Raw genomic sequence first — 24,946 nt, forward strand, 5'->3', positions numbered from 1 at the left:
TCTTCTTCAGGAGAAGGGGCTAGGGATAAGGGTTGAGCCTTTCAGTTATCCATTGATTGGGGAGCATCCCAATTTGGTAAAAAGCCGTTTTTTAGGAGTGCGAGCGTCTCGCGAGCGATAAGGCCGTTCGCTATGGACGACGCGAGCGCGCTATATCATCGAAATATATTATTCTGATGCAACCGTCCATGATATGAAAGCAAAAATGGGATGCTCCCATTGATTGAATGGTTTTTAGATATTACCAATTAGTAGCGGAGTGAGATTGGCATTAACAGGAACAGGCTTCACTCATGTTTGCTCGGTAGATCCCCAGCCTATACCTATATCAAATGAGATTTTTCGGCTGCCTACACCAGTTAAGTCAATCAATATGCCAGGGCTAAATGCTTGTACAATCACAGTACCAGAAACGAAAGGTCTGGTGGCCAACATCAATAGAACCTTCTTTATAGGCACGAACTGATCCAGAAAACCTGACAGAATAGGAACCGCGCATAGAGGTTTCGGCACTCCGTCCACTAATTGATTAAGACCCGTCGTCCACGACACCCATGTGTCGGCCACGACCGAGACAGCATTAGTTGGTCTGTCTTTTGTGACATTTAGGGAACCAGTTGTAGAGATCGTCATCCTTTGCCCCAGCTCGATATCAGCAGAATTGGATTCTTGGATCGGGGTTTGTGGACTGATTTGGGTATCTTGTGAAATATACGCTTGGTATTTCTCCTCACTCTTCACGTCAGTAGATGCCAGATACTGGTTTGTCTCAAACCAAATAACAGATGATCCACCCTGAACCGAAACGTTTACGGCCTTGAAGCCGAACAGCTTAAAACCTTGTTGTTTAAGTGTTGTAACATTCTCTTGGCTGATTGCGATATTAATACTGAAGTTAGCCATCTGCGTTCTCCTAATGATTTCTGTGATTTTTTCATTTTGGTAATGAGGCACTTTAGAATATAATCAATTAATGTTTTGAGGTCACAAATTATATTTTATGACTCCTATTTACCTGTCTAATTTAGAGAGAGTTGCTAAAGACATCTTCTGAGTTTTTTGACTTAAAGGCTTTTTACTTGACTCAATGTATCCTATGAAACCATCAAGCGATCGCGTACATTAGAGTGTCAGTTGTGAAAACAGTAATGTTATATCTATATTTGGCTTGACCTCTATAAAGTTGCCCTTAACGAACAAACCTTGTGAGTCCCATTGTCGGGACACCACCTTAGTTGACGCATGAACTACGCGGTTTAGCCCATTCGCTATTCTTTCAGCAGGTATAATCAACTCTTCAGAAAAATCGTAGCCTGCGGCGGAACAGGTGAATAGGAAAACCTTGAATTGAGTCATTGGGAAATCATACTTTGACAATTTTTTGATAAAGTCTTTCCCAGATGCCAATTCTATATCGTGTGCTATTATTGCTAATTCCTCTCGATCTTTTAATGAATTGATAGGTGGCCCTTTTGTAAAATTTAAGTTAGTGATTAGCCAACCTGCTAAATTTTGGGCTAACTGGTCATTTGATGCTAATACTATATTAGCCATATTTCCCTCTTAGGTAATCATCTGTCCGGTTCTGTATGCAAGACGATTTCAGTAACCGATGTCTGAATTTTTTAAGTTAGATAAAAAAATTATAGCCTTTCTCAGGTAGATGAGGTATGAGTATTAATTGGTAATGGGAGTTGATGGCGGTGCTTACCTCACGCAAGTTACATAAGCACAAGTAAGAGGGCTAGAGCATCGACTACGTACCTCACTTATTTGAGAACCGCTATAACTTGATATACCCTTGGAAACAATTACTTTCTACAAAAAAGAGGATCGTTCGTTCCACTTCGTCTCAAACTCAACTAAAAAGCGATCGCTTTTCACAAATCAGAGACGCGCTCACCTCTTCATCCTCAAACTCTAATAAGTGCGATCGCACTTTACTTCTCAATCTCAACGAGAAGGAAGGAACTCGCATTCTCTCAATTAAAAAGAGGTGCGAGTGCACTATATTTCGTATGTTTTTCTGCCTGTAGGTATGCCCGGACCACTTTTAAAAGCGCCTTCTGTAACGTTAGCTACGGGAATATGATTAAACGTTGCATAGTTATTTTTGGCATCTTGGGTAAATTTACTCGTTTCCGTATGGCTCGGATGCTCATTTGTTTGCTTTCGGTAATAGGTAATTGCTTCCAGGGAACCAGAACTCATTTTTTGTGTAAGATAAAGGGTCATGATGTTCTCTTTCTTTAAGTTTCTTATTCCTACAAAAATGCCTTTTGGGGCTTTCAAATCTTAAGGACGGTTCCATTAATCAATTTCTGAATTTTTCAAGTTAGAGGTTTTTTTTCCTAACTTGATGCACCCAATGAAACTAGCCTCAAGCATGATAAGCTTTTCGTCCCCTCCCGGACTTAGACTCTACCAACCCCGATCGCCTTTCTTGAATCAAAAAATAAGTGCGATCGCCCCCTCATCCTTAAACTCGATCCAGATAACTGCATCCTTATCTCCGACAGATTCTTGACAAAGGATTGAAAATAGGGAAAACCATACAAAGGAGGAGATCGGGACGATCGCACAAATTCTCCCCATCCTTTCTCCACCTCTGACTCTTCTTGCATCCTCTGCACCGCCAGACAGACATTCCCCCAACGTTCGGTTTCTTTATCAAATTGTGCAAAAGCCAAAATCGGTGCAGACTGCCTTTCACACAGCACCACCTCAATACACCGACAACAATCTCTCTTTACTTCTAATTTCCCCTCAGCAGTCGCCGCAACAGAATTCGACTCAGACTGCTGCACAGATACCGCTACCACCGGCGATTCCTCACCCACAACACTCTCCACTTGCTCTACCGCAACAAATAACGTCACCGTCTCATCTGCGATCGCTTCAACTCCCGCATTCCCCTCAGACATTTCCTCAATTGTCGGCTCCGTTACCGCCGGTGTCACCGCCAATTCCGTTTTTGTCTTTTCCTCCTCGATAAAATATCCCCGCAACTGCTTTACCAAAATTGCTCGCGCTTGGGAGATGCGCTTGCAGACATTCTGGTAGGAAATCTCTTGCTTTTCGGCTATCTCTTGATGAGACAATTCCTCATAAAAATGCAGGATAAATGTCTCGCGCATTTTGGTCGGTAACTCATCAATAGCGCGGCGAATTACAATCTTTTTCTCGTCCATCTCCAAAACACTTTCAGGTGTCTCGTTCTGGAGAACCAGCCCTTGCTCGTCACCAGAGGCATATACTTCTATATCCTCAACCCTATTCGCGCTCCGACTGCGTTCTCGATAAATATCCACGCAAAGATTACGAGTCAATTGAGTGAGCCAAGCCTTAAAGTTGACGATTTTGCCCGCATACTTTTGCACCTTTTCCAACGCTTTGAGCATCGCCCGACTGAGCGCATCTTCAGCATCGGTTGGGTTGCCCATCCACTTAATGCAGCAACGATAAAGATAATCTCGATACTGTTGCCATTGCTGCCAATAAAATGACTGTATATCTAAGGCGATATCGCACTGTTTTGAAATAGTAGATACTTGAGAATTTAATTCCATGAAATTAATCTATTACAGGCTTAAAAGCTAGTTTGTAACTGGCTTATAAAGCTACATTAGCTATTAATATTAAGCCTAACAACCTATAAATCTCATAAGTAATCTCACTCAAATCTCATTAAAAATCTCATTAAAAATCTCATCAGTGGAGTATGTATTGTGATATACTTACTTACTGAGAGATCCGTATTAAAATTGCCGGTTAACCTAATCTACGGAGAAAAAAAAGCGATCGCCTCCATGAACCTGAATTCTGTCCTTGAAGTCATTAACCGCAAACTGATCGAGAGCCAAAATTCTCCCCTAAATTCCGCAGAAACTCTGATTATGCAAGGCATCTGGGAGTATAAAACCTATAACCTAGTTGCCGAAGAAGCGGGCTACAGCCCCGGTTACTTGACTAATGTCGTCGCGCCGGAGTTGTTCCGACGACTCTCCGAGATTACCGGCGAGCGGGTTACTAAAAAAAACTGTCGGGCACTGCTAGAGTCGTATATTGAGGTCTGGGCAACAGCGGAGAAAACGTTACCCAAGCAATATCCTGTAAACTTTTTTACCAGTGTCTTGCAGGATATGTCTCCTAGCTTTCCTAGTGGAGCCGTCTCTCTCGACTCCCCGTTTTACATTGAACGCTCTCCTATTGAGAAGCAAGTTTATACAGAAATCAGTAAACCAGGAGCCTTGATGCGGATTAAAGCTCCTCAAGAAATGGGCAAAACCTCGCTAATGCTGAGAGTTCTGGACTATGCCAATCGCTTGGGCTATCGCACGGTTAACCTAAACCTACAGCAAGTTGACCAAACCATTTTGAGTGATGTGAATCGGTTTTTGCGCTGGTTGTGTGCCAACATCGCCCGTCAGCTTGACAAAGAACCGAAACTAGATGACTATTGGGATGAAGACATTGGCGGCAAAATCAGCAGCACTCTCTATTTGCGAAACTATTTGCTAGAACCAATAGATTCTCCTCTCGTTCTAGCTTTGGATGAGGTGAACCTGATTTTTGAACATCCTCAAATAGCGAAGGATTTTTTTCCCCTGTTGCGATCGTGGTATGAAGAAGCCAAAAGACTGCCTGTATGGCAGAAACTGCGCCTAATTGTGGTTCATTCTACGGAAATTTATGTTCCCCTTCAGCTCAAGCAATCGCCTTTTAATGTGGGGCTACCGATTCAGTTAAACAACTTCAGTTTAGATGAGGTACTGGAATTAGCCAAACGGCACGGACTCAATTGGACGGGCGAGGAGGAGGCAAAACTTCTGATGGAGATGGTAGGGGGGCATCCCGCACTGGTGCATTTGGCAATCTATCACCTCAGTCGCGGGGATGTAACGGTGGCGCAACTGCTGCAAAGTTCCCCTACATCTACGGGGATTTATTCGAGTCACTTGCAGCGCCATCAAGTAACCTTGCAAGAACAGCAGGAATTAGCGATCGCTTTTGGTACTGTTCTGAGGGCCACTGAACCTGTACCATTAGAACCCATCCTGGCTTACAAGTTAAGCAGCATAGGGCTGATTAAGTTAAATGAAAATAAAGCAACGCTAAGTTGTCAGTTGTATCAACAATACTTTCAGAATTTTTATTAGGAATGTGAGCCAAAATTGGCCGAATTTGGGATTTGGGAATAAAATACTAAGGTATAGCGGTTCTCAAATAAGTGAGGTACGTAGTTGGGCTTTAGCCCTCTTAATTGTGCTTATAGCCTTTCTCAAAAAGATGAGGTATCACTGACAGCTTACATAACCACCCAGACTTATTGGGCTGAAGCCCAACTACGTACCTCATCTTTCTGAGAACCGCTATAAGTGAGGTAAGCACCGCCATCAACTCCCATTACCAATTAATACTCATACCTCATCTACCTGAGAAAGGCTATACCATAACTAAACCATATTTTGCGAGAGCTTCGAGGAGGTTGCATTTGAAGGCTGGTTCTTTAACAGTTGTTGGTACGGGGATTCAATTAGTCGGTCATCTGACCTTAGCAGCAAAGGCGTGGATTGAGCAAGCCGACAAGGTTCTGTTCGCCGTAGCTGACCCAGTTACGGGAAAATGGCTGCAAACACTCAATGTCACGGCAGAAGCCTTGCCTTACAATACCAACAATCAGCGGCGCAGAGATACATACCGGGAGATGGTCGATCGCATTTTGATTGAAGTTCGTCAGGGGTTGAATGTTTGTGCAGTTTTTTACGGTCATCCCGGTGTTTTCGCTTACCCCACCCATGAAGCGATTAAACAGGCGCGCCGTGAAGGTTTTAGAGCGCAAATGTTGCCAGGAATTTCAGCGGAAGATTGCTTATTTGCTGACTTGGGTCTTGACCCAGGGCGCAGCGGATGTCAAAGTTTTGAAGCCACTGACTTTCTGATTCGGGGGCGTAAATTTGACCCCACCAGTGCTTTAATTTTGTGGCAGATTGCGATGATTGGCAATCTGGGTTTTTATCAGGAAGAGATTCAATTGCGCGGTCTAAATGTGTTAGCTGAAGTGTTAGAAACACACTACGGTTCTGACCACGAAGTAATTGTTTACGAAGCAGCGGTTTATTACCCGGTTTGCGAGCCAGTTATCCAGCATATTCCTCTGTCCAAACTGGCTCAGACTCGTGTTACTCTAGTTTCGACACTTTATGTTCCGCCTCAAGCGCCTGCACCTGCAAACAGTGAAATGATGGCGCGGTTGGGTATGTCTTTTGTTAAGGAAACTTAAGGTATTTTGCCAAGAGAATGTAGTAAAAAGTACACTTTTAATCTGGCGAACAAAAAGTGTAGTTTTATTAAAGTCTGTGTTAAACGAGAAAAAATGTGGTAATCTCACTTTATACTCTGAAACTAAAGACAAAAAACCTATGTAATGGAGAGAGATATGGCTCCTGTACGCTGTAGCGATATGCCATCCGGCACGTTGCGCGATCGCGAAACTTTAACTGACATCAACCGATCGCTCGAACAGAACCCTGACAACGCGAAGGCTCTGGCTCATCGGGGTGAAAACCATCGGCTGACGGGAAATTTTGAAGCAGCTTTAGACGATTTTAATCGATCGATCGAATTGGAGCCTGACTATGCTTGGGCGATCGCACACCGGGGTGAAACTTATTATCTGTTGAAACGCTATGAGGAGGCTTTAGCAGATTTCAACCGCGCTATTGAACTGAACCCTGATTATAATTGGGCGATCGCGCACCGAGGCGTAACCTATGAGTACATGAGATACTGTGAGGAAGCCCTAAGTGACCTAAATCGAGCTGTTGAACAGAAACCTTGCTACGCTTGGGCAATTGCCCACCGGGGTCGAACCTATGAAATGATGAGGTTCTATAAAGAAGGGTTGGAAGATTTTGATAGAGCGATCGCGCTTGACGAAACCATCATCCCCCATTGGCGTAGTGAGCGTGGATTGCTCCTGAGCTTTCTAGAACGATATGCTGAAGCGATTGAATACTACGAGCAAGGATTGAAGGAAAACCCGGATGATTACTTTGCCTTGTATGGTCTTGTTAGTGCCAAGACTTGCTGGAAAGGGATAGCCGAGACTCAGCCACAAATTGAAGAAGCTTGTGTCACATTACTATCGGCGGCTAATACAGAAGCGCGTAGTGTTGTCCTCTATGGTCTAGGTGGTTTTGCTGCTCTCAAAGGCGAGGTAGATCGAGCTTTAAGCTATTTACAAGAAGCTATCTCACTCGATAACTACCGCGCCGATACAGCAAATCACGACCGAGTTTGGCTAGATATTTACCCTGACCCACGCTTTCAAAGCTTAGTCGATTCTATGAAAATAGTCTAAAATTATGAAATTCATAATCAAAGTGGATGCTAACCCTTAAGCTATATCAGCGAAAGTCAAACTCACGTCTAATTGAAAAGATACACATTATTACATTACGAAAGTAGTTATCAAATGACACAGACCAGACAAAACACCCCCATAGATGCTTGGATAGCAGCTCACAACGGTGAGACTTTTCGCCTACTGGCAGGCAATACTCAGGGTCAGCCAAGCATTAATTTACAGGATGCTTGTGAGAATTTTGATAGAGCTGTAGCTCTAGCTCCTTCAAATTCTCCTAACTTTATCTGGGCGATTGCCCATCGGGGCTTAACCCTTCGCCAGCTTGGGAACTTGGATGAAGCCATAAACGATTTCCAAGTGGTCGTTAAAAAAACAGAAGGGTATCCTTGGGTATACGCCCAGCTAGGTGAGACCTACCGTTTTCAAATGGCTCGCAGCAAACCCGATCAAGTGGACGAACCAAAGGATAATGCTATAAAGAACTTCCAGAAAGCTATCGAGCTAAATGGAGGTGAGTATGCTTGGGCACACGCTCACTTAGGTGTTACCTATTGCCAACTTGCGCTCTTGAACAAAAACCCTCAAAAAGCAGCTGAGTATTGGAAATTGGCTCAGAAAAGCTTAGAGACAGCCATTGCTCAGACTAAAGAAAGGTATGCCTGGGCTTATGCCTACGCCTATATAGTTGAATTTAGCGGATTTAAGAATTTTGAAACGGCACGACAATATATGGATCGAGCTAGACTCTTGGACCCCAGAGTAATTCCGCAGAATAATTTTCAGATGGGCTTGCTGTACCAACATAACGGGGAATATGAAGAGGCGATTGCAAAATATACCCAAGGATTGCAGCAGGAAGCGGAAAAGAGATTTGTCCTGTACGGTATTGCTGTGGCTACAGTTCGCCAGAAAGGGTTAAACGAAGCTGCTAGGATTAAAATCAGTATAGCTCGTCAAGAATTGGAGCGCAGCACGGATAGTTTTGCTCTCTATATGCTTGCTGCTTTGGCTACCCTTGAAGTTCAGTACGACCAAGCACGGAAATATGCCCAAAAAGCAAGGTGTAATTCGGTTAATGAGGAAGCTGACTCATCAACAGGCAAGTTAATATACCTAGAGAAAAACGACCTATCATGGCTTGGTCTGAATGATGAGGAGCTGAACTTTCTAAAGCCTTAGTCTCTCAAACTACACAGGCTTTTTATACATTCCATGAATCAGATTTTAAAGAACTTAAAAAAGGAGGTAATAATTGAGTAACTTGTTAGATTTGTTGATCGAATTAGTCACTGACACTCAAAAACAAAGGGCTTTTGTGAATAACCGCGAGGCAGTAACAGATGGGGCGGGATTATCTGAAGCCGACAGAATTGCGCTCAAAAGCGGGGATAGAGTTCAAGTTGCTGCTCTCTTTTCTGAGGAGCTTTTTCAAATAACTTTTTTTGAACCCAATCCAGACCCCTTACCCGATCCAGATCCCCTCCCTCCAGCTCCCCCCGATCCAGCTCCCCCCGAACAACCAACACAACAAATCCTACACCAGCACACCTGAAAATAGTTACAGGTTGTATGTAATAAGTGGCAAGTTAAACAACAGAGTTTTTCTCTACTTCTGTCTGGGTTTATATTTTCAGACAAAATCATTAACTTGTGTGCTGGTTCTTGAATAGTTGGTTGTACAAGGCGTCAATTTGAGCAGTTAATTATACTGTGACCCTGATCGCTCAGGGTTTTTTATTAGAAAGCGATAGGGTAAAAATTAATATATGTTACAGCTAATGTTTTATTAGCAATGTAGGATTTGCCTGATTGAAACAAATATAGAGTAAGCTAAAATGATTAACTTTTCCAGCTACCAAACTACTGAAAACTTGTATGAAAGTGCTAACTCGTTGGTCTACCGGGGTAGTCGGTCAGAAGGTAAGCAACCTGTTATTCTCAAAATACTGAAACAAGTCTATCCCCCACCAGAAAAAATTGCTTGGTTTAAGCGGGAATATGAAGTCACCCGCAGCTTTGACTTAGTGGGCGTAGTAGATGCTTACAGCTTGGAAAGCGACCACAACCGCTGGTTGATGATACTAGAAGACTTCGGGGGTGAGTCTCTCGATCGGTTGAAGTTAGCTGGAAAGTTGGCTTTGACTGACTTTCTGACTCTAGGTATTGAAGTTACCGATATTTTAGGTCAGATTCATCAACGGTATATTATCCACAAAGATATCAATTTATCAAACATTGTCTTCAATCCGATAACCAGACAAGTCAAACTAATTGACTTTGGGATCTCTACAGCGCTTTCGCGAGAAAACTCAACTTTTCGCAATCCGAATTTATTGGAAGGAACGCTGGCGTATATCTCCCCCGAACAGACTGGAAGAATGAATCGAGCTATTGATTATCGGACAGATTTTTACTCGCTGGGCGTGACTTTCTACGAGTTACTGACTGGTCAATTACCCTTCCCTACACAAGATGCACTGGAATTAGTGCATTGTCATATTGCTAGACAACCAGCGCCACTGCACGAACACAAGCCAGACATTCCGCCAGTTCTCTCTCAGATAGTGCTGAAGTTGATGTCCAAAAACGCTGAAGACCGTTACCAATCGGCGCATGGACTGAAAGCAGACTTAGAAGAATGTCTGCGACAGTGGCAGGCTAAAGGAAAGATCGATCCCTTTCCACTTGGTCAGCAGGATGTTTCTGACAAGTTCCAAATTCCGCAAAAGCTGTATGGGCGAGAACAGGAAATTGACACATTGTTAGCTGCTTTCGAGCGTGTAAGTCAGGAAACCAGTGAAATGATGCTGGTGTCTGGGTATTCCGGTATTGGCAAGTCAGCCTTAGTGCAGGAAGTCTATAAGCCAATTACCCGGAAGCGCGGTTACTTTATCTCCGGTAAATTTGACCAATTTCAACGCAATATTCCCTACGCCTCTCTCATTCAAGCATTTCGATCATTGGTACTACAACTGCTAACAGAAAGTGAGGCAGCAAGCGCCACTTGGCGAGAAAAACTTCTGGCAGCTTTTGGTTTTAATGGACAGGTAATCATTGAAGTTATTCCTGAAGTGGAACTGATTATTGGTTCGCAACCTACTGTACCTGAACTACCACCAACAGAAGCAAAAAACCGCTTTAACCTAGTCTTTCAAAACTTCATTAAAGTATTTACCCGCCAAGAACATCCACTGGTGCTTTTCTTGGACGACTTGCAATGGGCAGATGGAGCTTCATTGAAATTAATCGAACTGTTAATGACAGGGACAGATAGTAAATATCTATTTTTGATTGGAGCCTATCGGGATAACGAAGTTAGTGCAGTTCATCCCTTAATGTTGACGCTAGATGAGATCGAGAAAAAAGTAACCATTAATCAAATTTCGCTGTCGCCTTTAGACTTGCCACACATCACAGAGTTAATTAACGATATCTTTCACTGCGAACCAGCAACCGCAAAATCGTTAGCTGAGTTGGTGCTGACCAAGACAGGTGGTAATCCTTTTTTTATCGGTGAATTTTTAAAATTTCTGTATGCTGAAGCATTAATCATTTTTAATTATGAAGCAGGTTCTTGGCAATGGGATTTAGGACAGATTCAACCGCAACAAATCACAGATAACGTGGTAGGGTTGATGGTGGCTAAGGTGCAAAAGCTCCTGCCACAAACACAAGCGGTGTTGAAGTTAGCAGCTTGTATTGGAAACCATTTTGACTTGGAGCAGTTGGCGATCGTTTATGAGAGAGCGCCACGAGAAACAGCAACGCATCTTTGGTCTGCGATCGCAGAAGGCTTAATCTTACCACTGAGTGATTCCTACAAGTTGATGGAACTAGATGTGGCAGGTCTGTCCGAACAGTTGAAGACAGAATACAAGTTCGCCCATGACCGAATCCAGCAAGCAGTCTATTTACTCATTCCCGAAGCAGATAAACAGGCAGTGCATCTGCATCTGGGACAACTACTGTTGCAAAATACACCGTCAGAAGAATTCGATCGGAAGCTATTTGGCATTGTTAACCAGTTGAACCGAGGTCAGGCGTTGCTTTACAAACAAATTGAGCGAGATGAGTTAGCTCAATTAAATCTACGGGTAGGGGAGAAAGCACAAGCTTCGGCAGCATATCAATCAGCTTTCAACTACCTACAAGTTGGTATTACACTGTTGGGGCATGATAGCTGGCTCCACCAGTATAATTTGACTGTGCGTTTATATGAAGAAGCATCTAAAGCAGCATATCTCAGCGGCAACTTTGACGAAATGGAGCGTTTAACTGAGATAGTTATACAACAAACCAAGACCCTGCTAGACAGAGTGAAAGTTTATGAAGTCAAACTACAAGCCTATTATGCCCGAAACCAACCACTGGAAGCTGTAAAAACCGCGCTCAATGTGCTAAAGCTATTAGGAATAACCTTTCCTGAACGACCAAGCGAGGCAGATACTATGCTCGCATTGCAGGAAACACAGTCAATATTAGTAGAAAAACCAGTTGAGGATTTAATCTGTCTGCCAAGAATGACAGATATGGTTATCTTGGCATCTGTGCGGATCTTAGTGCTGATAACAGTCACTAGCTATATAGCTAACCCTTACTTGTTTCCACTAATTGTGCTGAAACAAGTCAATCTATCGATTAAATATGGCAATACTAATGAGTCAGCTTTTGGGTATGCAACTTATGGTGCTTTACTGTGTAACACTTTGGGAGATATTGAGCAGGGATATCAGCTTGGTAAAGTTGCTTTATATCTGTTAGAACAGTTTAACAGCAAAAATTTAAAAGCCAAGATATTATCTGTAGTCAGTTTCCACATAAGGACGTGGAAAGAACACCTAAAGGAAATCTTATTACCTTTAGAAGAAGCATATCAACATGGGCTGGAAACTGGGGATTTTGAATTTGCAGCTGCGTCAGCCTATACCTACATTACGCAATTATATTTTTTGGGTAAGGAATTGTCTTATATTGAAAAAGAAGCAGCAAAATATGGTCATGCTATAGCTCAAATCAATCAAGAAGGATATCTTCGCTGGCATCAAATATTTTGGCAGGTTTTTCTGAACTTGATGGGACGAACAAAAAAACCATCTTGTTTAAGCGGGGACGTATACGATGAAAAAAAAATGCTGCCCAAGCATATTGATGCAGAGGACAAAAGCGCAATTTTTATAGTCTACTTTCACAAACTGATACTTTCATATCTATTTTATGATAACCAGCAGACTTTTGAGAATGCTCTCAAGACAGAAGAATATTCAGATAATGCTAGTGGGGGGTTTATTCCCCTACACTATTTTTATAATTCATTAACCCGGCTAGCCTTGTTTATTGATGCTTCAGAGACAGAACAAAAGTGCATCCTGGAAAAGATTACTGCTAACCAGGAAAAGATGGAACTATGGGCGAAGCACGCTCCCATGAATTACCTTCACAAATTCTATCTAGTAGAAGCGGAACGTGCCCGCGTATTAGGCAACGATAAAGATGCCAGAGAATATTACGATAAAGCCATCATCTTAGCCCGCGAAAACGAATATCTCAGCGAAGAAGCCCTCGCCTACGAACTAGCAGGCAGGTTTTATTTAGCCAGAAACCAAAATCATGTTGCCCGTCACTACCTGCAAGATGCCCACTATGCTTATCAGCGCTGGGGGGCTGTAGCTAAAGTAAAAGATTTGGAAGCGCGATACCCGCAATTTTTAGCCAACACCTCAACAGATACCTATCAAAACCGCTTAAACCTCTCAACCACTGACTCTGGTCAAACTACATCTGGTGTCTTAGATTTTAACAGCGTCCTCAAAGCCTCACAGACTATTTCCAGTGAAATCGAACTGGAAAACTTGCTGGCAAAGTTAATGAAAATCTTGATTGAGAATGCAGGCGCTCAAACAGGCTTTCTCATATTGCTGCAAAAAGAAGGTAAACTCATTATAGAAGCCCAAGGAGATGTAGATCGAGATGAAGTGATTGTATGTCAATCTACCCCACTCGAAGCCAGCCAGCAGTTACCTATATCTGTAATCAATTATGTAGCAAGAACCAGAGAGAATGTGGTTTCTACAGATGCGACCAGTGAGGGAATATTTACCACAGATACTTATATCATTAAAAACCAACCCAAGTCCATCTTATGTACTCCCATTATCCATCAAAGCCAACTGATTGGTCTGCTTTATTTAGAAAATAATCTCAGTGTTGGGGCTTTTACTCCTGACCGATTGGAAGTCTTAAAACTTCTCTCCTCTCAGGCAGCTATTTCTATTCAAAATGCCCAACTTTATATAGCATTGCGTGAAAGTGAGAAAAGACTCGCTCAATTTCTGGAAGCCGTGCCAGTGGGCGTGTTTGTAACTGATGCTAATGGTAAACCCTACTATGCAAATCAAGCTGCACAACAGATACTAGGTAAGGGAATCGTACCCAAAGTTACATCTGCTCAATTAGCTGAAGTTTATCAAGTCTATCAGGCGGGAACAGAGCAGTTGTATCCAATTGAACAGCAGCCGATTTGGCGGGCATTGAAAGGTGAAAACACGACTATTGATGATATGACAATTCACCAAGGAAATAAGGTTATCCCCTTGGAAGCTTCAGCTACTCCTATTTTTAATGAAAAGGGTGAAATAGTTTATGCCATAGCTGCTTTTCAAGACATCACACAACGCAAACAAGCAGAAGCTGAGCGCATTCAGTTGGAAATTCTTAAAGTAGAAAATGCTCTGCTCAGAAGTACGGAAGAAACTTCGACTTATGATTATCAAGTTGGGGGAAGTTTGCCAATTGATGCTCCCACTTATGTGGTGCGTTCCGCAGACCGCGACCTTTACAAAGCCTTAAAACGAGGGGAGTTTTGTTACATCCTCAATCCGCGTCAGATGGGTAAGTCAAGCTTGATGGTTAGCATGATACACCAGCTTCAGCGAGAGGGTTTTTCCTGTGGGGCGATCGACATGACGCGCATCGGCAGCGAAAATATCACCCCCGATCAATGGTATAAGGGATTAGCTGTGGAATTATGGCAGAGCTTTGACTTGTTAGGAAAAGTTAATCTCAAAACTTGGTGGAACGAGCGTCTCGATATTTCTCCCCTTCAACGCTTAAGCCGATTTATTGAAGAAGTTTTGCTGATTGAGGTTGGAGAGGAGAATAATTATCCGCCGAAAAAACTGGTGATTTTTTTGGATGAAATTGATAACATACTGGCCTTGAGTTTTTCTGTTAATGACTTTTTTGCTTTAATTCGCTCCTGCTACAATCAACGGGGTATTAATCCAGCGTATCAGCGTTTAACTTTTGCACTGTTTGGAGTTGCTACCCCTTCAGATTTGATAACTAACTCCCAAAGAACACCCTTTAACATTGGTCAAGCCATTCAACTAAAGGGCTTTCAACTGCATGAAGCTCAACCTCTGCTTCAAGGATTGACAGAAAAAGTTACTAATCCTCAAATAGTGCTTAGAGAAGTCTTATTCTGGACAAATGGACAGCCTTTTCTAACCCAAAAGATTTGTAAGCTGATCCGCAACTATTCATCCCCTATTCCTAGCGACGGTGAAGCCGAGTGGATTGAGAATTTAGTGCGGACAAATGTGATAGAAAATTGGGAAGCGCAGGATGAGCCAGAACATTTGAAGACAATTCGCGATCGCATCCTTCACAGCGAACAGCCAGCTAGTAAGCTACTAGAGCTTTACAGGCAAATTTTACACCAAAGAGAGGTTGTGGCAGTTGATAGCCCAGAAGAAAGGGAATTGCTCTTATCGGGGTTAGCGATCGAGCAGCAGGGTTCTCTCAGATCCCATAACCGTATTTATGAATTGATATTTAACAGTAATTGGGTTGAGCAGCATCTTTAAGCTGTTGCACACTTAAATAACGTGCGTTCGATCTTAGCTGGTTTTCATGTTTTTCTTCAGTCTAGTTATCAGTTGTCAACCTTTTTCATGTAATTGCCTAAATAGTTTTTCGGAAAAATATCCCTGTGTGATGCTCTGTGTTCCATAAAAGCCGACCTAATTTTCTAATATTTACTGGCTATATGTAGGAGACCGCAATCACAATCACTCAAGACCGCAATCAGGATTTTTTTCAGGCCACATTAAATGAAACTGAACCAAAACTTCAGACCAAATTAAACGCCACCCAGACCAAATTAAATGCGACCTGACCACAATCATGTAAACAAGACCAGATTAACGCTCTTTCATCACTTTAGCCATAGTATAATATTCCTGAAGTCCTCAAATAGTTAAAATGTATGGTAAGCTGTTGAACATTTAAAACAGATTGTATGGTGCGGAGCGTCCGAAGTGTTTCCCGTTTAAGCGGAGCGTGTTCGCGTCAGACGCACCCGGAAGACCCTAGTTAGTGGTTTAAATGCACAACAGCTTAAGCAACGAATGGGCATTGAAGAAATGTTTAGAGATTGTAAAACAGGAGGCTACGATCTGGAAGGAACTAGCTTAAAAGGAAACCGACTGATTAACATGATTCTGCTCGTGACACTCGCCTACAGTTCGGCAATATTTGAAGGCACCGCTCTTCGGAAAAAGCAAGTAGAAAAATATGTATGTCGGCGTCAAGAACCTAAAAAAAGATATCGAAGACGGAGTACATTTGGTGTTGGCTTAGATGGAGAAAAGTGGGTTAATTATCAAGGGACAATATTCTGATGAGGTGGAACAGTAAACGCAAGTTAACTCGAAATAAACGCCGCTTTTATCAACAAGGTATGCGGGCTGCAACCCTGATTCGGTCTATCTCCTAGACCTCTTTGTCGGGAGCATCTCAGTTTTGCATTTATAGTGCGAGCGTCCCCGCTCGCGATTTGTAGAATACGCGAGCTCTTAAGCTCGCACTATAATAAAAAAAATGCTTTTTGCAAAACTGAGATGCTCCCTCTTTGTCAACCCCCCAGGTACTTGCCCTGTTTTTAACCACCATAATACTTGTATTCGTTCTTTAAGGCTGGCAGTACGAGTATTTTTTAGTTGTTTTTCTAAAAATTCTGCACTTTCCTCAATTGTGATTTTTAAACTACGACTCATAAACGCACCATAAAAGCTCACTCTATTCTATGCAACTTCACATAAAATTGGTATAAGAGTGTTACTAATACTTTTGCCCCTTCGGGTAACTATGATAACTCCAGCAGTTCAATTTTCCCTTGTCGAACCGTAGCCCAAAGTGTTTTCAGCATATCCACCTCATAAACTGTGCTTTATGCAATTTGCAGATTTTTGGTAAGTTGTCGCACTGAGCGACTAATTACAACCTATAGCCTTTCTCAAAAAGATGAGGTATGACTGACAGCTTACATAACCACCCAGACGCTTGAGGGCCGGGGCCCAACTACGTCCGCGAATCTTTCGCTCGAACCGCTATAACTCAGGATTGAATTGATATCAAGCTGGGTCGATTGTAGGCGATATCTGTAGGGAGACGGCAGTGCCGTGTCCGTAAGAGGAGACGGCAGTGCCGTTTCCCTACCATTTCCCTATCGTGTCCGTAAGAGGAAACGGCAGTGCCGTTTCCCTACGGGGATATTACTATTATTAAAAACTGCAATTTAATTCAACACGAGTTCTGGTTGCTGAGTCTCAAATAAGGGGCGAGTTACCTGGCGCACTAGCACTGTTTCTAAACTGCCTTCTACTACATTTTCTGCTTCTATTTCTAACTCGCCCCACAATAGCCGATCGCCTTGATTTGGCATTTTACCTAAATTGTGGATGACGAATCCGGCGATTGTTTCGTAAGCTTGGTTAGTGGGCAAGTTTAACCCGAGTTTTTCGTTAACTGCTGTCACTTCCCACAGGCCAGAAATCAGTGCCGAATGAGCATCTTTTTGCAGGATAGTTGCCTCGGAAGGTAACAGCAGCGGTTCAGACTTTTTACTGGTAATCCAACCTGTCAGCAGGCGCACGGTACCGTTGAGAATTGCTAGCAGCGGCCACAGTAATTTTGAGCAGATTTCGAGGGTAGGCATCAACAGCAAAGCGGTGCGTTCTGGGGCGTGGGTTGCTAATACTTTGGGGATTAGTTCTCCTAAGACTATTTCTACGTAAGTTACAAAGATAAAAGCTGCGGGAACTGCGATCGAATGAGCAGTCAGCACGGCCGGCAAATGACCGATCGGCAATTTGTCGATCCACGGTTCGATCCAGTGTACAGTCGCTCCCTCACCCAACCAACCCAACAGCAAACTCCCTGCTGTTGTGCCAGTTTGAGTCACAGACAAATAATGCGGTATGTTGTTCTGAGCTTGGTGGACGAGTTCGGCGGTTTTAGCGGTTGGGCGATCGTCCAAGTGGGCGAGTTGGCGGATTTGATGGCGATCGGCTGATACTAATGCTAGTTCTGACGCCACAAAAAACGCGATTACAAGTGTTAATCCCAGCAACATTGCTAATCTCAGCAATGTTTCGGCGACTTCTATTTCTAGCGAGGTAATGTTGTTCAAGATAGATATCTAATATGATGGATGTTTTAAGTTAATTATTTTATTTTAGCTGGCGATTGAGATAGATCGATCGCCAGACATTGCGGATATCCGCACTACCCGTGTTCGCAGGTGCGCCCAGCGCACCTTACTCGTAGAACTTGTGAACTCTTTCTCTTGTCTTCCTACCCTTCGGGAACGGCTTCGCCGAACGCGCCCTTGGCGTCTTCGCGGTTCGTTTTAACTGAGATATTGCACCATTCTCAATGACTTGTTTAGGAACAGGCTTTCCGGCCTGTTCCACAATAAAATTCATCTCTCGCTTCACAGGCCGGAAAGCCTGTTCTTGACAATGATGAAAGATGTGAGTCAAAAAATCTAATTCACAAAACCGGAACTCATTGCTGTATCAACTCTCCCTTACTTCCCGGAGCGAGTTAATTTCCGTAAACGTCTGCTCCGGATCGGACTTCAACCCGCCTTGAATGTAATTCAACTTCACTTCTTCCAACAAATCCGACAGCAGCGACTGCAATTCCCCGAGAGTTTTCTCATCTTGCAATTCTCGCCGCAAACTTTGATTAAATTCTTGGCTGAAATTATCGAGAATTTTTCGACCTTTATCGTCTTCATAAGTAGTAGCTACCACCTCCACAGCCGTTTGAGCCAAATAATTCGCTAGCTGTTCCGTCATCTCAGTAGGCAAAATATTAATCGGAGACAAAGTTTGCAGGATTTGATAGAAATCCGACTGTTTGATTGTTGTTTCCAAATTGTGGTGCAGCAAATCTTCCAAATCCGGTTGCACCTGCGGCAAAACTTTGTAAATTGTCAGATCCAAAATCCGCTTGGTAATTTGTTCGATCGTATTTTCCTGATTGACGTGAAGGTACGGCTGCTGCGCCAGCAACACCTGCGCCGCGTCGCCCTGTTCGATCGAACTTTTCGCTTGATTGATAAACCGCACCATCATGTATTCCGACATCGTATTGGCTAAATAAGCCACCGGTTCGTAGGTAACTTGAGCAACTACGCGATCGAGATTCACCAAACCCGACTTGTGCAGCCGCACCAATACCGGCAGAATCCGCCACCCGTGCCAAATTGGCATCACCAGAAACACCTCGTACCAGCGCCTCAGCACAAAATCAAACCAAGTTACCCCCGGCTTGCGGCGGGTGTGGAACAGACTTTTTATCAAAAATTCCGCACCAAAAAAACCGATAAAAAACGTATCAATTCGCCAAAACTGGTCAGTAGTTTTCAAAGATTCGGGATTTGGCAAACTCGAATCAATGCCTTTAATCGGGTCATAAATTTTAACTAAACCCGGAAAAAAGCTCTGATAAACAGGGCGCAACTGAAGGTAACTGAAATGGAAAAGCACCAGCAAGAAATTGACCACCGCTACTAAAGCGCTCAATTTTGCCCAATAAATTGCTTTTTTGGACAATGTTACATCGGTGCTGTTAACAGTTGTGTTGGAATCAGACATAAAAGTAATTTTCCGAATTTGCTAATCGATAAATCTATCTTGTGGCCGACGCTAAAAAACTCCTAACCTCTTAAAATTCCTTGGTGGACGACAAGTATAAGGAAACCAAATGCCGTGAAATTAAAAACAGTCATATCGCTGCTCAAACAAACTTTTACTGAATGGCAAGAAGATAAAGCGCCAACCCTAGCCGCCGCCCTAGCCTATTACACAGTCTTCTCCCTCGCCCCGCTGCTAATTATCGTAATTGCGATCGCCGGTTTAGTCTTTGGTGCAGACGCAGCACAAGGTCAAATCGTCGCCCAACTCCAAAGTTTAATCGGCAAAGATGGTGCCCAAACCGTCCAAGAACTAATCCTCAAAGCCTCCGAACCCAAGTCGGGAATGATTGCTACTTTAGTCGGCATCGCTACACTTTTGTGGGGTGCTTCCAACGTGTTTACTAATCTTAAAGAAGCCCTCAATACTATTTGGAATGTTTCACCGCCTCCCGGACGCGGTATCTGGGGCTTTTTGCAAGACCGCGTATTGTCTTTTGCGATGATTTTAGGCATAGGCTTTCTACTGCTAGTATCTTTAGTAATTAGCGCAGTTTTAGCAGCGGTTAGCTATTGGTTGAACGGCTTGCTGCAATTACCAGTCGGCATTTGGCAGATGGTGGACTTTGCTATATCTTTTGGCGTAGTTACGCTGCTTTTTGCCTTAATTTACAAACTTTTGCCCGATGTCGATCTTGCCTGGAATGATGTGTGGATCGGTGCCGCCATCACCTCTGTGCTGTTTACGATCGGCAAATCCCTAATAGGAGTTTACCTCGGAGGAAGCGGTATTGCCTCTACCTACGGTGCTGCTGGCTCGTTCGTGATTATCCTGCTTTGGATTAATTATTCCGCTCAAATTCTATTCTTAGGTGCCGAGTTTACCCAAGTTTGGGCTAACCGATACGGCTCTCTAATGCAAGGTTCGCGAAAGAATATCCTCAACAGCGAAAACGGGGAATCCGTAGCGCGCAAACATCGGAAGAAATCTTAACATTAGACTAACGGGAAATTGGAGGTTAAACTCGCACTCCTGGTTTGACAGCAGAAGGCAGAAGGCAGAGGGAAGAAGGCGGAAGGAAAGAAAAATTTTGAATGCAATAATTTTGCTTTTTTTTTCGATCGCCCTGTAACATTATGTCTTCGGGACGACCTACTTCTGCTTTCTCCAAAGCCCTTGGGTTTAGTCGCCGAAGCGATCGCCTGCAGCACGCCCGTAGTCGCCTCCGATGTGGGAGGGCTCAAATATACTGCAGTGCCGCAAGAAACAGGTTTGCTCGCGCCGCCGAAAAATGAAGCAGTCTTTGCCGATGCGATCGATCGCTTGTTAGTTGACTCAGTATGGCGCCAGCAACTCGGACAAACAGGCCGCCAGCGCGTCAAAACCCTATTTCAGTTGGGACAGTATCGCCTCCCAACTCCGTCAACTTTACACTCAACTGCTCGAACAATCGGCCATTCAACTTGACCCCGCGAGCGCTTAGTAGTATCACTTAGTATGGTTGAAGCCAGTTTCCCTTGCTCCCTGTTTCACTCATCCGTTCTAACTGGGAACCTTCAACTAGAAGTGATATCAGGAGGTACTCTTGTACGCACCAGAACATCTGGAAAGCCATCTGCAACCCATTTCAGACATCGAGCTAATTCGCCTGTGGGTGGAGCGCAAATCCCCCCGAAGCAAGCGCTTTAGCTGGCAGGCAGCCCACCGTTTTCGGCTGTTTGCAGTAAAACCGCTCGCAGAAGTGACTCTGACAGATGTCGAGACGTTCGCCGCAGCAATGAGGGTGAGCAAAGTTGCGCCCCGTTTCTACAAGCAAACCTTGCTAGCGCTGAAATCGCTGTTCGCCTTCGGCCAGCAAACGGGAATCTTACCCGCAGCCATCCCCCTGGACAGGTGGCCGATGCAGCAGCGCAGCAAGCCGTTCAAACGCCTCCGTTTTCAACTTTCATGGAGTTTGTGCATCTGTTTGTGCTTTTTTTTGGGTCGAATGACCCCAAGACTGTCGGGGCAATCAGTCTGGGCAGAAAGCTCGCCCGCCACGGAACCCTTGCCGGAAGTTGCAGCGATCTACTCACCAGACAAAGGAGAGGATAACATCGAGCGCGATCGGGAACCAGAAACTGCAACCCTGAATTCACCTGAGCCCAGAGAGGATAGCAGGCCCGATGCTATCGAGTCTGAACGCCGAGTCAAAGCCTTTCTCGACACCATAGCCGCAGCCGAAGGCACCGCTACTCCCGAAGGCTACCGCACCCAGTACACAGGCACAAAATTTGCCAGCTTTCAAGATCATCCCAGAGAAATGAGGTGCGGCCGCCGCTACGGCAAAAAACTTTGTTCCGACGCAGCAGGGCGATATCAGTTTCTCAGCACCACTTGGGACAGATTTGCCCAAAAATTTGGCGTCCGCGATTTCAGCCCGGAAAATCAAGATTTGATGGCTATTGAGTTAATCCGAGAAAAAGGTGCATTAGAAGATATAGAAGCGGGTCGATTGGAGTCAGCAGTGAGAAAACTCGCTTATATTTGGCCTTCTTTTCGGCGTTTTGGCGGTTCCGTGGAATCGTCGATGCCCACACTCGAAGCAATGTACCTGCAAAATTTGGGGATTTACCGCCAAGGATTGGTTGTTAGCAATTAGTCAACAGTCCAAGGACGAGTTGAGATTGGGGTTTGGCAATTTTGGATTAAATTTTGACAGCCGAAATTGAGAATGAGGGAGTTATGGATGATGTCGATGCTATAGTTGGCGTTGCTTAATCGGGGTATGAAAAAAATAACTTGAAAATCCCGAAGTTTTGTGGATACTGGTTTCTATGACTTGCATATTTAGCCTTTCATACCCTAAATCAGCAACGCCGAGCTTTGTATTGTTTTCAGGAAGCAAATAGAAAATGCCTAACCTTGATTTACTGCGCTGGGTTCCATGAACATAGTTTCCCAAATGTGGCCATCTAAATCCTGAAAGCCATGACCATACATAAATCCGTAGTCTTTCGGTTCATTGTAGGTCGTTCCGCCAGCAGCAACTGCGTTGCGAATCATTTTATCCACTTCTTCTCGGCTCTCGGAAGACAAGCACACCAGCACTTCTGTACTCTTGGTGGCATCGCAAATTGCGTTGGGTGTAAATTCCTTGAACTTGGCTTCTGTCAAGAGCATGACGAAGATGTCTTCGCTCACAACCATACAAGTGGCAGTTTCGTCAGTAAATTGGGCGTTAAAACTGAATCCAAGTTTAGTAAAAAATTCGACAGACCGATCGAGATTTTTGACGGGTAAATTCACGAAAATTTTAGTGGCCATGTTTTCTCCTTTTTAACTTCGATCGCAAGGTGAAACATTAACGATTTTTCGCTAATGTTTGAATTGAACGGTAAGGCTTGTGAGCAAACTTGAAAAAGTTAGGTAGCTGGCTGGACATTAATCATCCACGGTGTGCCAAATCGATCGACAAGCATTCCAAAACGGGTAGACCAGAAGGTCTCTTGGAATGGCATCTTTACCGTTCCGTTTTCTGCCAATTTTTGAAATATCCGCTCCGCTTCGACCAGATCGTCAAATTGAAGATTCACAGAGAATCCCTGTGGTTTTTCAAAGCCATCGGGTGGAGTGTCAGAACCCATCAATACCATTCCACCAACAGTTAAGTTGGCGTGCATGATTCGATCGCGCTGTTCGGAGGGAATTTCCTCAGACATGGGCCCATCCCCATAGGTCATCATCTGGTCGATTTTGCCACCTAAACACTGTTCGTAGAATTTAAATGCAGCTTCGCATTCACCGTCAAAAAAGAGATAAGTATTCGATTGCATCATGTACTCCTTTGGTTAATAGTCGATCGAGCAATCCATTCACGGGAAATGATGTGGCTGCCGGACGAAAAGTTAGGCAGTATTTATGCCCTCAAGAACCCTGGAGTTGTTCTGCCCCCGCCCGAATGCGTTCTTCCTGTTCCCTGAGTTCGGGCGTCAAGGATTCGCCGAAGTCCTCTGCACTAAAGATCGGGCGAATTTCGATCGCGGATTCTCCTGGCATCGGGTTGGGGCAGCGTTTGACCCAGGCGATCGCTTCCTCCATCGACTGCACTTGCCAGATCCAGAATCCGGCAATCAGCTCTTTTGTCTCTGTGAACGGCCCGTCAGTCACGCTGCGATTTGTGCCTGAAAACGTCACCCGCGCTCCTTTTGAGCTGGGATGCAGCCCTTCGGCAGCGAGCAGAATTCCCGCCTTGACCAATGCTTCGTTGTACTGCCCCATTTCCGTCAGAAGCTGTTCGCTGGGCAGAACGCCTGCCTCTGAGTCTTCGGTAGCTTTGATTAGAACAATGACTTTCATCGTGAAATCTCCTTTTGTTTATGTTTGTTGAGTTCGGCTAAGGTGCGATCGAGAAAACGGCTTTAGACGTTTCTGGATCGAAGGGGACAGAGCAATGCTCGTGCACAATCTGCCACCTGCCCTGTTTCCGCTGGCACGCAGAGGTGATTCGCATCCACATCTGCGCCCCTGGGTGATCTTTTGGCATCCCTGTGAAGTGAAAAAGCCAGTGCGCGATCGCCAAATCACCGCTCACGGTGAGGCTGAGGTCTCGCATCTCAATCCCGAAGGAGTCCGGGAAGCAAGGCAGGCACGCATCCCACGTCCGTCGAAATTCATCTGCACCTTTGGTTTGGAACGGCGGTTTTGCGTCGAAAATAATCACATCTTGGGCGTAGTGCGCCATGATGCCATCGAGGTCTTTGGCGCAGATGGCACTGGCCGTATCTGCGATGATTTGTCGAATCTGGGCTTCGTCTTGTGTTTTGGTGGTTTCGGTTGTCATCGTCATCGCGGTATCTCCTGATTGATGTGGATTGGTTTTCCGGGCGCAGATTGAAAACTCCTAACCCTTGCTCTACCATCTAGTCGAATAGAGGTGCGCCCGATCGACAAGTTGAACATTTTTTCTGGAAAAGTTTGTCAGTGCGGATGTGGAAGTTTGCGTTGAGCGGTATTGACAAGCGAATTTCAAAGGTGGTAGCCGCCACGCGATCGATCCGTGGAATCAATCCAAAATCTCAAATCGAAAATCCTCAAGCCCGCGCATTTATCCGTGGGGTCGCCTCTAAAATCTAAAATCTAAAATCTAAAATCGATTGACAGCAACTACTGGTCTGATGGCAAGCCCGACAGTTCCACGATCGGGCGAATTTCAACCGTACCTTTACTGGCGCTTGGTAGGCGTGCTGCGATCGCGATCGCTTCGTCAAGATCCTTGGCATCGATCAGAAAGTAGCCGCCGAGTTGTTCGCGCGTCTCCGCAAACGGCCCATCGGTGACAAGTTTTTTGCCGTCACGCACTCGAATACTGGTTGCTGTGGCGATCGAGTGTAGCGGCGAAGCACCCAAATATTGACCGTTGGCTTGCAGTTCTTGGGTTAGCTGCAAAGACTTTGCGTAGCATTGCTGCAGCTCGCTTTCAGTCCAGGCATTTTCGTCGCTGTAAATCAGCAATATGTATTTCATCGTTACCTCCAAAATTCGCTCTGAGATAGTCGCCTTCATTTATATCAATTCCGGTTAGATCGGAATGATTAAACCACAGAGGACACAG

At 44.3% G+C, this 24,946-nt stretch carries 23 protein-coding genes; 10 read left to right on the forward strand and 13 right to left on the reverse strand.

All coding sequences use genetic code 11. The features are described 5' to 3' along the window. Nucleotides 1-291: 291 nt before the first annotated feature. The 4 genes from QUA56_RS05970 to QUA56_RS05985 all read right to left on the reverse strand — a co-directional run bounded on the left by QUA56_RS05970 (nt 292) and on the right by QUA56_RS05985 (nt 3,569). On the reverse strand, nt 292-903 hold the full coding sequence (locus tag QUA56_RS05970; protein ID WP_333354532.1) for a hypothetical protein: 612 nt from the start codon (nt 901-903) through the stop codon (nt 292-294). 219 nt (nt 904-1,122) lie between these two features. After that, nucleotides 1,123-1,554, reverse strand: a complete 432-nt coding sequence (locus QUA56_RS05975; RefSeq protein ID WP_333354535.1) for a hypothetical protein — start codon at nt 1,552-1,554, stop codon at nt 1,123-1,125. 453 nt (nt 1,555-2,007) lie between these two features. Next, nucleotides 2,008-2,292 (reverse strand): hypothetical protein, encoded by a 285-nt coding sequence (locus tag QUA56_RS05980; RefSeq protein WP_333354537.1) that lies wholly within the window; start codon nt 2,290-2,292, stop codon nt 2,008-2,010. Nucleotides 2,293-2,414: 122 nt separating this feature from the next. Further along, nucleotides 2,415-3,569 carry a sigma-70 family RNA polymerase sigma factor gene (locus tag QUA56_RS05985; RefSeq protein WP_333354540.1) on the reverse strand — a complete coding sequence of 385 codons (1,155 nt, stop codon included), beginning with the start codon at nt 3,567-3,569 and terminating at the stop codon, nt 2,415-2,417. A gap of 159 nt (nt 3,570-3,728) precedes the next feature. Between QUA56_RS05985 and QUA56_RS05990 the strand changes: the two genes are divergently transcribed. The 7 genes from QUA56_RS05990 to QUA56_RS06020 all read left to right on the forward strand — a co-directional run bounded on the left by QUA56_RS05990 (nt 3,729) and on the right by QUA56_RS06020 (nt 16,050). After that, nucleotides 3,729-5,159 carry an AAA-like domain-containing protein gene (locus QUA56_RS05990; protein ID WP_333354542.1) on the forward strand — a complete coding sequence of 477 codons (1,431 nt, stop codon included), beginning with the start codon at nt 3,729-3,731 and terminating at the stop codon, nt 5,157-5,159. Between the two features lie 335 nt (nt 5,160-5,494). Then, the gene (locus QUA56_RS05995; RefSeq protein WP_333354545.1) at nt 5,495-6,283 is read left to right on the forward strand and encodes an SAM-dependent methyltransferase; all 789 of its coding nucleotides are present in this window, start codon (nt 5,495-5,497) and stop codon (nt 6,281-6,283) included. A 156-nt stretch (nt 6,284-6,439) separates the two neighbouring features. After that, nucleotides 6,440-7,363, forward strand: coding sequence for a tetratricopeptide repeat protein (locus tag QUA56_RS06000; RefSeq protein ID WP_333354548.1), 924 nt, complete (start codon nt 6,440-6,442; stop codon nt 7,361-7,363). A 114-nt stretch (nt 7,364-7,477) separates the two neighbouring features. Further along, the gene (locus tag QUA56_RS06005; RefSeq protein WP_333354551.1) at nt 7,478-8,548 is read left to right on the forward strand and encodes a hypothetical protein; all 1,071 of its coding nucleotides are present in this window, start codon (nt 7,478-7,480) and stop codon (nt 8,546-8,548) included. A gap of 73 nt (nt 8,549-8,621) precedes the next feature. Further along, on the forward strand, nt 8,622-8,921 hold the full coding sequence (locus QUA56_RS06010; protein ID WP_333354553.1) for a hypothetical protein: 300 nt from the start codon (nt 8,622-8,624) through the stop codon (nt 8,919-8,921). Between the two features lie 283 nt (nt 8,922-9,204). Further along, nucleotides 9,205-15,234 (forward strand): AAA family ATPase, encoded by a 6,030-nt coding sequence (locus QUA56_RS06015; RefSeq protein WP_333354556.1) that lies wholly within the window; start codon nt 9,205-9,207, stop codon nt 15,232-15,234. A gap of 543 nt (nt 15,235-15,777) precedes the next feature. Continuing rightward, complete coding sequence (locus tag QUA56_RS06020; protein WP_333354559.1) at nt 15,778-16,050, forward strand: hypothetical protein; 273 nt, start codon at nt 15,778-15,780, stop codon at nt 16,048-16,050. Nucleotides 16,051-16,224: 174 nt separating this feature from the next. On the opposite strand, the gene QUA56_RS06025 is transcribed toward QUA56_RS06020, so the two are convergent. From QUA56_RS06025 to QUA56_RS06035, 3 genes are all read right to left on the reverse strand, one after another. Next, nucleotides 16,225-16,425, reverse strand: coding sequence for a hypothetical protein (locus QUA56_RS06025; RefSeq protein WP_333354562.1), 201 nt, complete (start codon nt 16,423-16,425; stop codon nt 16,225-16,227). Between the two features lie 521 nt (nt 16,426-16,946). Next, complete coding sequence (locus QUA56_RS06030; RefSeq protein WP_333354564.1) at nt 16,947-17,840, reverse strand: CNNM domain-containing protein; 894 nt, start codon at nt 17,838-17,840, stop codon at nt 16,947-16,949. A gap of 388 nt (nt 17,841-18,228) precedes the next feature. Further along, the gene (locus QUA56_RS06035; protein ID WP_333354567.1) at nt 18,229-19,314 is read right to left on the reverse strand and encodes a hypothetical protein; all 1,086 of its coding nucleotides are present in this window, start codon (nt 19,312-19,314) and stop codon (nt 18,229-18,231) included. A 114-nt stretch (nt 19,315-19,428) separates the two neighbouring features. Between QUA56_RS06035 and QUA56_RS06040 the strand changes: the two genes are divergently transcribed. The 3 genes from QUA56_RS06040 (at nt 19,429) to QUA56_RS06050 (ending at nt 21,994) form a co-directional block, all read left to right on the forward strand. Then, nucleotides 19,429-20,346 carry a YihY/virulence factor BrkB family protein gene (locus QUA56_RS06040; protein ID WP_333354570.1) on the forward strand — a complete coding sequence of 306 codons (918 nt, stop codon included), beginning with the start codon at nt 19,429-19,431 and terminating at the stop codon, nt 20,344-20,346. Nucleotides 20,347-20,529: 183 nt separating this feature from the next. After that, entirely contained in the window at nt 20,530-20,820 is a 291-nt protein-coding gene (locus tag QUA56_RS06045) for a glycosyltransferase (protein ID WP_333354573.1), read from the forward strand. 118 nt (nt 20,821-20,938) lie between these two features. After that, nucleotides 20,939-21,994: a glycoside hydrolase family 104 protein gene (locus QUA56_RS06050; protein ID WP_333354576.1), complete on the forward strand. Its 1,056-nt coding sequence runs from the start codon at nt 20,939-20,941 to the stop codon at nt 21,992-21,994. A gap of 257 nt (nt 21,995-22,251) precedes the next feature. Here the strand turns inward: QUA56_RS06050 and QUA56_RS06055 are convergent, their stop codons facing one another. The 6 genes from QUA56_RS06055 to QUA56_RS06080 all read right to left on the reverse strand — a co-directional run bounded on the left by QUA56_RS06055 (nt 22,252) and on the right by QUA56_RS06080 (nt 24,897). Continuing rightward, a complete protein-coding gene (locus QUA56_RS06055) occupies nt 22,252-22,659 on the reverse strand; it encodes a VOC family protein (protein WP_333354579.1) in 408 nt (135 codons plus the stop codon). A gap of 98 nt (nt 22,660-22,757) precedes the next feature. Next, nucleotides 22,758-23,171 carry a VOC family protein gene (locus tag QUA56_RS06060; RefSeq protein WP_333354582.1) on the reverse strand — a complete coding sequence of 138 codons (414 nt, stop codon included), beginning with the start codon at nt 23,169-23,171 and terminating at the stop codon, nt 22,758-22,760. An 88-nt stretch (nt 23,172-23,259) separates the two neighbouring features. Further along, complete coding sequence (locus QUA56_RS06065) at nt 23,260-23,691, reverse strand: YciI family protein (RefSeq protein ID WP_333354585.1); 432 nt, start codon at nt 23,689-23,691, stop codon at nt 23,260-23,262. A gap of 37 nt (nt 23,692-23,728) precedes the next feature. Beyond that, nucleotides 23,729-24,181, reverse strand: a complete 453-nt coding sequence (locus QUA56_RS06070) for a nuclear transport factor 2 family protein (protein ID WP_333354589.1) — start codon at nt 24,179-24,181, stop codon at nt 23,729-23,731. 73 nt (nt 24,182-24,254) lie between these two features. Beyond that, a complete protein-coding gene (locus QUA56_RS06075; protein WP_333354592.1) occupies nt 24,255-24,401 on the reverse strand; it encodes a hypothetical protein in 147 nt (48 codons plus the stop codon). A 97-nt stretch (nt 24,402-24,498) separates the two neighbouring features. After that, nucleotides 24,499-24,897 carry a YciI family protein gene (locus tag QUA56_RS06080; protein ID WP_333354595.1) on the reverse strand — a complete coding sequence of 133 codons (399 nt, stop codon included), beginning with the start codon at nt 24,895-24,897 and terminating at the stop codon, nt 24,499-24,501. Between the last annotated feature and the right edge of the window lie 49 nt (nt 24,898-24,946).

It is taken from the genome of Microcoleus sp. N3A4 (assembly GCF_036701805.1).
GTDB lineage: Bacteria > Cyanobacteriota > Cyanobacteriia > Cyanobacteriales > Microcoleaceae > Microcoleus.

What these genes read in the sequence shown, in the direction of transcription:
- QUA56_RS05970 (WP_333354532.1), bottom strand. Translation starts at nt 903, where the DNA reads ATGGCTAACTTCAGTATTAATATCGCAATCAGCCAAGAGAATGTTACA.
- QUA56_RS05975 (WP_333354535.1), bottom strand. Translation starts at nt 1,554, where the DNA reads ATGGCTAATATAGTATTAGCATCAAATGACCAGTTAGCCCAAAATTTA.
- QUA56_RS05985 (WP_333354540.1), bottom strand. Translation starts at nt 3,569, where the DNA reads ATGGAATTAAATTCTCAAGTATCTACTATTTCAAAACAGTGCGATATC.
- QUA56_RS06000 (WP_333354548.1), top strand. Translation starts at nt 6,440, where the DNA reads ATGGCTCCTGTACGCTGTAGCGATATGCCATCCGGCACGTTGCGCGAT.
- QUA56_RS06005 (WP_333354551.1), top strand. Translation starts at nt 7,478, where the DNA reads ATGACACAGACCAGACAAAACACCCCCATAGATGCTTGGATAGCAGCT.
- QUA56_RS06015 (WP_333354556.1), top strand. Translation starts at nt 9,205, where the DNA reads ATGATTAACTTTTCCAGCTACCAAACTACTGAAAACTTGTATGAAAGT.
- QUA56_RS06020 (WP_333354559.1), top strand. Translation starts at nt 15,778, where the DNA reads ATGGGCATTGAAGAAATGTTTAGAGATTGTAAAACAGGAGGCTACGAT.
- QUA56_RS06025 (WP_333354562.1), bottom strand. Translation starts at nt 16,425, where the DNA reads ATGAGTCGTAGTTTAAAAATCACAATTGAGGAAAGTGCAGAATTTTTA.
- QUA56_RS06035 (WP_333354567.1), bottom strand. Translation starts at nt 19,314, where the DNA reads ATGTCTGATTCCAACACAACTGTTAACAGCACCGATGTAACATTGTCC.
- QUA56_RS06055 (WP_333354579.1), bottom strand. Translation starts at nt 22,659, where the DNA reads ATGGCCACTAAAATTTTCGTGAATTTACCCGTCAAAAATCTCGATCGG.
- QUA56_RS06060 (WP_333354582.1), bottom strand. Translation starts at nt 23,171, where the DNA reads ATGATGCAATCGAATACTTATCTCTTTTTTGACGGTGAATGCGAAGCT.
- QUA56_RS06065 (WP_333354585.1), bottom strand. Translation starts at nt 23,691, where the DNA reads ATGAAAGTCATTGTTCTAATCAAAGCTACCGAAGACTCAGAGGCAGGC.
- QUA56_RS06070 (WP_333354589.1), bottom strand. Translation starts at nt 24,181, where the DNA reads ATGACGATGACAACCGAAACCACCAAAACACAAGACGAAGCCCAGATT.
- QUA56_RS06080 (WP_333354595.1), bottom strand. Translation starts at nt 24,897, where the DNA reads ATGAAGGCGACTATCTCAGAGCGAATTTTGGAGGTAACGATGAAATAC.